At 43.5% G+C, this 6,665-nt stretch carries 1 protein-coding gene; it reads right to left on the bottom strand.

Features of this window, described 5'->3' with window-relative positions:
- Positions 1–25: 25 nt before the first annotated feature.
- On the bottom strand, positions 26–6,646 hold the full coding sequence (locus tag CLV51_RS22890) for a non-ribosomal peptide synthetase (RefSeq protein WP_158267121.1): 6,621 nt from the start codon (positions 6,644–6,646) through the stop codon (positions 26–28).
- Between the last annotated feature and the right edge of the window lie 19 nt (positions 6,647–6,665).

Here is a 6,665-nt window from a genome sequence, read left to right as displayed (position 1 = left end):
TTATTATCAGGAAATCAATAAATGATCATAGTTTGATGACCCTTACATGTTTATTTTCAGTCAGGGGCATTTTTTTAACTACGCTTATGTGCAGGGCCAATGCTTCAATAGTGGCCAACTGAAAGAATAATTTAACGGGGATTTTTTCATGAAAAGCCTCCCATATTTCCGTGGTTAATCGCATAACCAGTAGAGAATGCCCTCCCAGGTCGAAGAAATTATCGTATATCCCTACCTGTTGTATATTTAATATGCGCTTCCAGATGTCTGCCATTGTTTGTTCCAGGCTGTTTCTCGGGGCAACGTATTCGCCTGCCGGGCCCTGATGCGAAACAGGATCAGGCAAAGCCTGTTTGTTTATTTTACCATTTGCAGTAAGGGGAAGCTGATCCATTTCAATAAACAGCGCAGGGATCATATATTCCGGTAGCTTATTCCTCAGGTATATCCGGATTTGATCATCATTAAAAATTCCGGAAGGCACTATATAAGCAATGAGCCTTTGATTATTATTTTCCGCTTCGGTCTTATTGCCAGGCCGGTGCAATACCACTGCATCTTTCACCCATTCAGATTCCTGCAATGCATTTTCAATTTCGCCGAGTTCAATTCTGTATCCGCGGATTTTTACCTGGTTATCTATCCGGCCCAGGTACTCAATGGTTCCATCCGGCAGCCACCGGCATAAATCACCTGTTTTATATAACCTGACGTTTGCTTCATGAGTGAAGGCATGTGTTATAAATTTTGTTGCTGTTAATTCCGGCCGGTTCAGATAACCTCTGGCAAGGCCTGCACCTCCAACGTACAGCTCACCGGCAGCTCCTACAGGCAATAATTGCCGGTACTGATCAAGTATAAACAAACTTAAACCGGGTATTCCTCTTCCTATTATACTCCTGCCGTTTACACCTGCCAGGTCCATGGGTTGATAAGTAACATGCACCGTAGTTTCAGTAATCCCATACATATTGATTAAACGACAATACCCATACGATTCAAGCCAGGGTTTTATACGTACAGGATTCAGGGCTTCTCCCCCAAAAATCACATACCTGATCCCTGTTTCTTTTTTATTCCGGATAAAATAATCCTGTAGCACATAAAAAGCCGACGGTGTTTGATTCAATACGGTAACGCCTTCCGTTATTAAAAGCTCACCAAACAGCAGCGTATCTCTGGCTACAGCTGCAGGCACTATTACCAGCCTCCCGCCATAAAACAGCGCGCCATACATTTCCCATACTGAAAAATCAAAACAACAGGAGTGAAACATCGTCCACACATCTTTGTTATTAAAATCATAGATGGCAGCAGTGGTTTCAAACAACCTGACTACGCTGCTGTGTTCAATTAAAGTACCTTTGGGTTTACCTGTAGAACCGGAAGTGTAAATCACATACGCCAGGTTTCCGGCATGGGGCGTGGTGGCAGGTGCTGTTTTCGGATAATCATTAAAACTATCATCCGTGTCAGCTGATATAATAACAACTATAGCCTTTAACGATGCCGGTAACCGGTTCACACATATACTGCTGCTGACAATCACTGCTGCATCCGTATCCTGCAGTATGTAACTGATTCGTTCTTCAGGGTAATCCGGGTCTATCGGAACATAAGCAGCTGATGCTTTTAATATACCCAGCATAGCTATGATCATTTCCAATGAGCGTTCTATGCAAACAGGAACAAGGCTTTCCGGTTGTACGCCTTTTTGCTGCAGGCAATGTGCCAGCCTGTTGGCACGCTCGTCCAGCTCCTGATAACTCAGTTGCTGGTCACCGAAGGTGATAGCCACTGCAAATGGCGTTTTTGCAACCTGTGCGCTGAACAGGTCCAGGATGGTTTTACCGGTATCAGCAACATAGTCTGCGGTGGTACTATTAAACGCTGCCGTTAACTCGTATTCTTCCGCAGTACTTAACATTTTTAATCTGCCAACCGGTGTTTCCGGTGATGATACGATTGATTTCAGCAACTGTACAAAATGTGCGATCATCCGGTCTATTGTAGCCTCACTGAACAAGTCGGCACAATACACCAGACTCCCGCTTATGCCATCTTCCCTCTCCTCTAATGTCAGATTCAGATCGAATTGAGAAGTAATGGTGATTATATCTATACCGGTTACCGCAACATCGCCTAAATGCAGTGTTGTTGCCTCACTGGCCTGCTGTAATGAAAACATGACCTGGAATATCGGGTGACGGCTTAAGTCACGATCTCTCACTACTTCTTCCACTACTTTTTCAAATGGTGCTTCCTGATGTTCATAGGCAGACAAGGTAGTTTGCTTCACCTGCGACAGAAAAGAGGTAAATGCAAGCGCATTATGCAGATTACTTCGTATAGCCAGTGTATTGACAAAAAAACCGATCAATCCTTCTATATCCGCATGGTTGCGTCCTGCAACAGGACTACCAATACAAATGTCTTCCTGTCCGCTGTAGCGATATAACAATACATTCAGTGTACTGAGTAACGTCATGTACAGGGTGACTCCTTCTCTCCGCGATAAATTCCGCAGTGCTGTACACAATTCCCCGTCAATCAGCACCTTTCCGGCTCCTCCACGACGGCTCTGTATTGCGGGCCGGGCATCATCCAATGGCAGTTCAATCATTGGCAGTCCTGACAATTGTTGTTTCCAAAAGGATAGATGATTGTTTAATACGGTACCGGATATATGTTTCCGTTGCCATAGGGCATAATCCGCATATTGCAACGGTAATGCAGGCAATGTGGCGCTTTCCTTATGCTCATATGCGTTATATAATAATTCCAGCTCACGGACTAATATCCCGGTTGACCAGCCATCTGATGCAATATGATGCAGGATGCTAACCAGTACATGATTATCAGTGTCCAGCTTTATCAGATATACTCTTAGCGGATGGTCAACGGATAAGTCAAATGGCCGGGAAACCAGCTCATTAATAAGGCCGTATAAAGCAGCTTTATCTTCTTTATAGCTACCTCCTGCTATTTCTTCCGGCTGCCACTTGTCTTTTTCCAGTATATACTGATATGCATTGCCTCCATCCTGGTAAACGACTGTCCGTAACGCTTCATGCCGGTTTACAATGCTATTCAGCGCATAGAACAACGCTGCTTTATTCAAATGGCCCTTTAATCCCAATACGTGTGGAATATGATAATGCGCGCTGCCCTCCAACTGATCTATAAACCATAAACGTTCCTGGCTATACGATAAAGGAATATGGGCAGGTCTTTCAGCTGGTAATAACGGAACAGCATGCACACTTACAGGGCGATATTTTAAAACCTCACACAGTGATGCAATGGTAGGATGATCAAATATGTCCATAATGGATACTTCCAGACCCATTTCCTTACGCATAGCTGATATAACGCGGATAGCCAGCAATGAATGACCTCCTGATGAAAAAAAATCATCATACAGGCCTATCTGTTCTGTTTCCAGTATGGAAGACCAAATGGCGGATAGCTGCTTTTCCATTGGAGTAACCGGTGGTGCATACGTTGATCCGCTTGTGAGTTTGCCTGTAGCCATCAACGCTTTGCGATCTATCTTACCATTCGGCAATAATGGCATTGATACAATTTCCTGCAGGATAGAAGGAACCATATAATCGGGCAGTCGTAAGCGCAGATAAGCATATATCGCTTCCCGGTCAAAATCCCCGGCGGCTATTATATACCCTGCCAACCGGTTTATTCCACCGGTTTCTGTTTCCGCTATTACAATACCATGTTTTACAAGTTCACATTCATTTAATACCCGTGTAATTTCTCCCGGTTCCACCCTGTACCCCTGTATCTTTACCTGATCATCCATACGCCCCAGAAATAAAACATTCCCATCCGGCAAATATTTAACCAGGTCACCTGTTTTGTAAAACATGGCAGGGGAAGTTATATCGCAGGGGTCCGTTATAAACTGTTTTAAGGTTAATGCTTTATTGTTCAGATAACCTTTTCCTACGCCAGCCCCGCCTATATACAGTTCACCGGGAACACCCACCGGTGATAACCCTAGCGATTTATTCAATATATAAATGAAAGAATTTCCAAAAGGTCTGCCTATTGGCACAACAGTATCGTAGCGATGTTCATTATTCACAACATGCAAAAGCTTGCCTACAGTTGTTTCTGTAGGCCCGTAATGATTCACTACCGTGCATCGGCCACCAGCATTACGGATCATATCCAGCACTTCCTGCTCCAATACTTCCCCACCGAATACCAGTAACTTTTCCGGTAACAGTAAATGATTGTTAAATGCCAGGGCTTTCCAATGCGATGGCACTATCTTTATACAGTCTATCTCATGTTCAGAAAAATAATGCAGCAATTGCTCCGCATCTCTCAGCGTATTTTTTGCAAACAGATGTAAAGTCCCCCCCCATGCAAGACTGCTGTATATTACTGTGTTCCCGAGATCTGTTGCTATTCCGGATAACAAGCCAAAGGAACGGCATGCAGACACAGGTACAACTTTTGCCAGGCCATAAGTATAATCCACAAGATTTGCATGAGATATCATTACTCCTTTCGGAACACCTGTACTACCCGATGTATAGATTACATAAGCGAGATCACCAGGGGCAGGCAGCTCAAAACCGGATGCAGGTGAAAACCTGCGGATCATCTCCCAATCCCTGTCTATTACCAGTATTTCCCTGTCACCGGAAACAGTCAGTTGCTGATTGGTGTGGCTACATCCGATAATAAGTGTAGCACCTGTGTCTTTCAGTATATAATCGATCCGTTCAACCGGCAGATCCGGATCAATGGGTACATATGCAGCGCCTGCCTTTAATATTCCAAGCAAAGCTACCAGCATTTCAACAGAAGGAGTTATGTACAATGGTACTAAAGTACCCGTTTGAATACCCCGGCTGCGGATGTACCAGGCCAGGCAATCAGCACGCGCTTTCAGCTCTTCATAAGTAAGTGCCGTCTGTTCATAGGCAACAGCAATATGAGATGGCGTTAATGCAGCTTGTTTATCGAAAAGTGTTATAAAATTTTCTGCCCCGTTATCTGCCTGTTCTTCTTTCCTTCCTCCAAATGCATAGCGCAACTGGTGTTCCTCATCCGGTGTTAACAGCTGTAAAGTGGATATATGCTGTGCAGGATCAAGTACAACAGCCTGTAATAACTGCTTAAAATGACCAGCCATACGCGCAATGGTATCTTCTCTGAAAAGGTTATCGCGGTAAGTAATCCTTATATCTAATCCGTGTGCTTTTTCCTCTATGGAAAAAGTAATTTCAAACCTGGCAGTAGTACGGGCTATTTCCAATGCTGACCATCGCACGTCCCCCAGCTGAAATTCAGGTTCATCGGGCACATTTTCCAGTACAAACATGACCTGAAAAAGTGGGTTTCTCCCCATATACCGTTCTTTTGCCACTGCTTCCACCACCTTTTCAAAAGGTATATCCTGATGGTCATATGCCTCTAACGTAGTTTGTTTTACCTGCTGCAACAAAGAAACAAACGAAGGATCATTGCTTAAATCACTGCGGATAGCCAACGTGTTTACAAAGAAGCCAATAAGATCCTTTACTTCCGTTTGGGGGCGCACCGCCGCAGAGCAACCAATGCAAATATCATCCTGGTTACTGTACCGGTGCATCAACACCTTAAAAGCAGCCAGTAACGTCATAAATAAAGTAGTACCCTGTAATTGCGAAAGCGCATTTAACTGACCGGATAATTCATCATCAAGATGCAATGAAATTGTTCTTCCACTGGTGCTATGCATAGCGGAACGCAAATAATCAACAGGTAAATCTATTGGTGTTATTCCTGATAATTTCTCTTTCCAGTAATGCAGCTTTTTTTCTAACACCCCGGTTGACAAATAAGACTTTTGCCAGAGCGCATAATCCGCATACTGAACAGGCAATGCCGGCAACTGCGGCTCCAGTCCGGCCGGATAATCGTTGTACGATGCCATTAACTCACGTATAATAATACCTGTTGACCATGCATCAGCAGCTATATGGTGCATAACCACCAGCAATATATGTTCATCTTCCCGCAGTACTATCAGATGGGCCCGAAGCATATGGTCCTGTGATAAATCAAACGGGGTATCAACAAGTGTTTTCATACAGGTATTCAATGCAGCATCGTCTTCGTAGTAAGCATCAGCGGCAGTTATGCTTAACTCCCACTGGTCTTTGTCCTGCACCTTTTGATAAGGAATACCATTTTCTTCTGTTATTACTGTACGTAATATTTCATGGCGGTTTACAATATTGCGGAATGCCTTTGCCAGTACATCCCTATTCAGTTTTCCTGTTAGCCTTAATGCTGCAGGTATATGATATTGCACACTACCTTCCAACTGATCAATGAACCATAGTCTCTCCTGACTATACGACAATGGGATATTTTCGGGCCTGTTTGCCCCATCCGCAATATTTATCTTTCTGCCAGCGGAGGGAGTATCATTACGGTGCATTAATTTGTTGAAGTAGGTGATTAAATGTGCTTTATTATTCTTCAGCTCATTTAAAAAAGAGGGATCTACCTCCTTTTGCTCATCTGTTTTTATCATCAACTTTCCATTAACAAAAGATATTTTGACACCAGTATCCTTCGCTCTTTCCAACAACGCTATAACATCAATCAGATTAAAGCCAGACATGTTTAAATATTTAATCGTA

It is taken from the genome of Chitinophaga niastensis (assembly GCF_003014755.1).
GTDB lineage: Bacteria > Bacteroidota > Bacteroidia > Chitinophagales > Chitinophagaceae > Chitinophaga > Chitinophaga niastensis.
The sequence above is the reverse complement of the archived record's forward strand: the minus strand, read 5'-3'. Positions and strand labels throughout refer to the sequence as shown.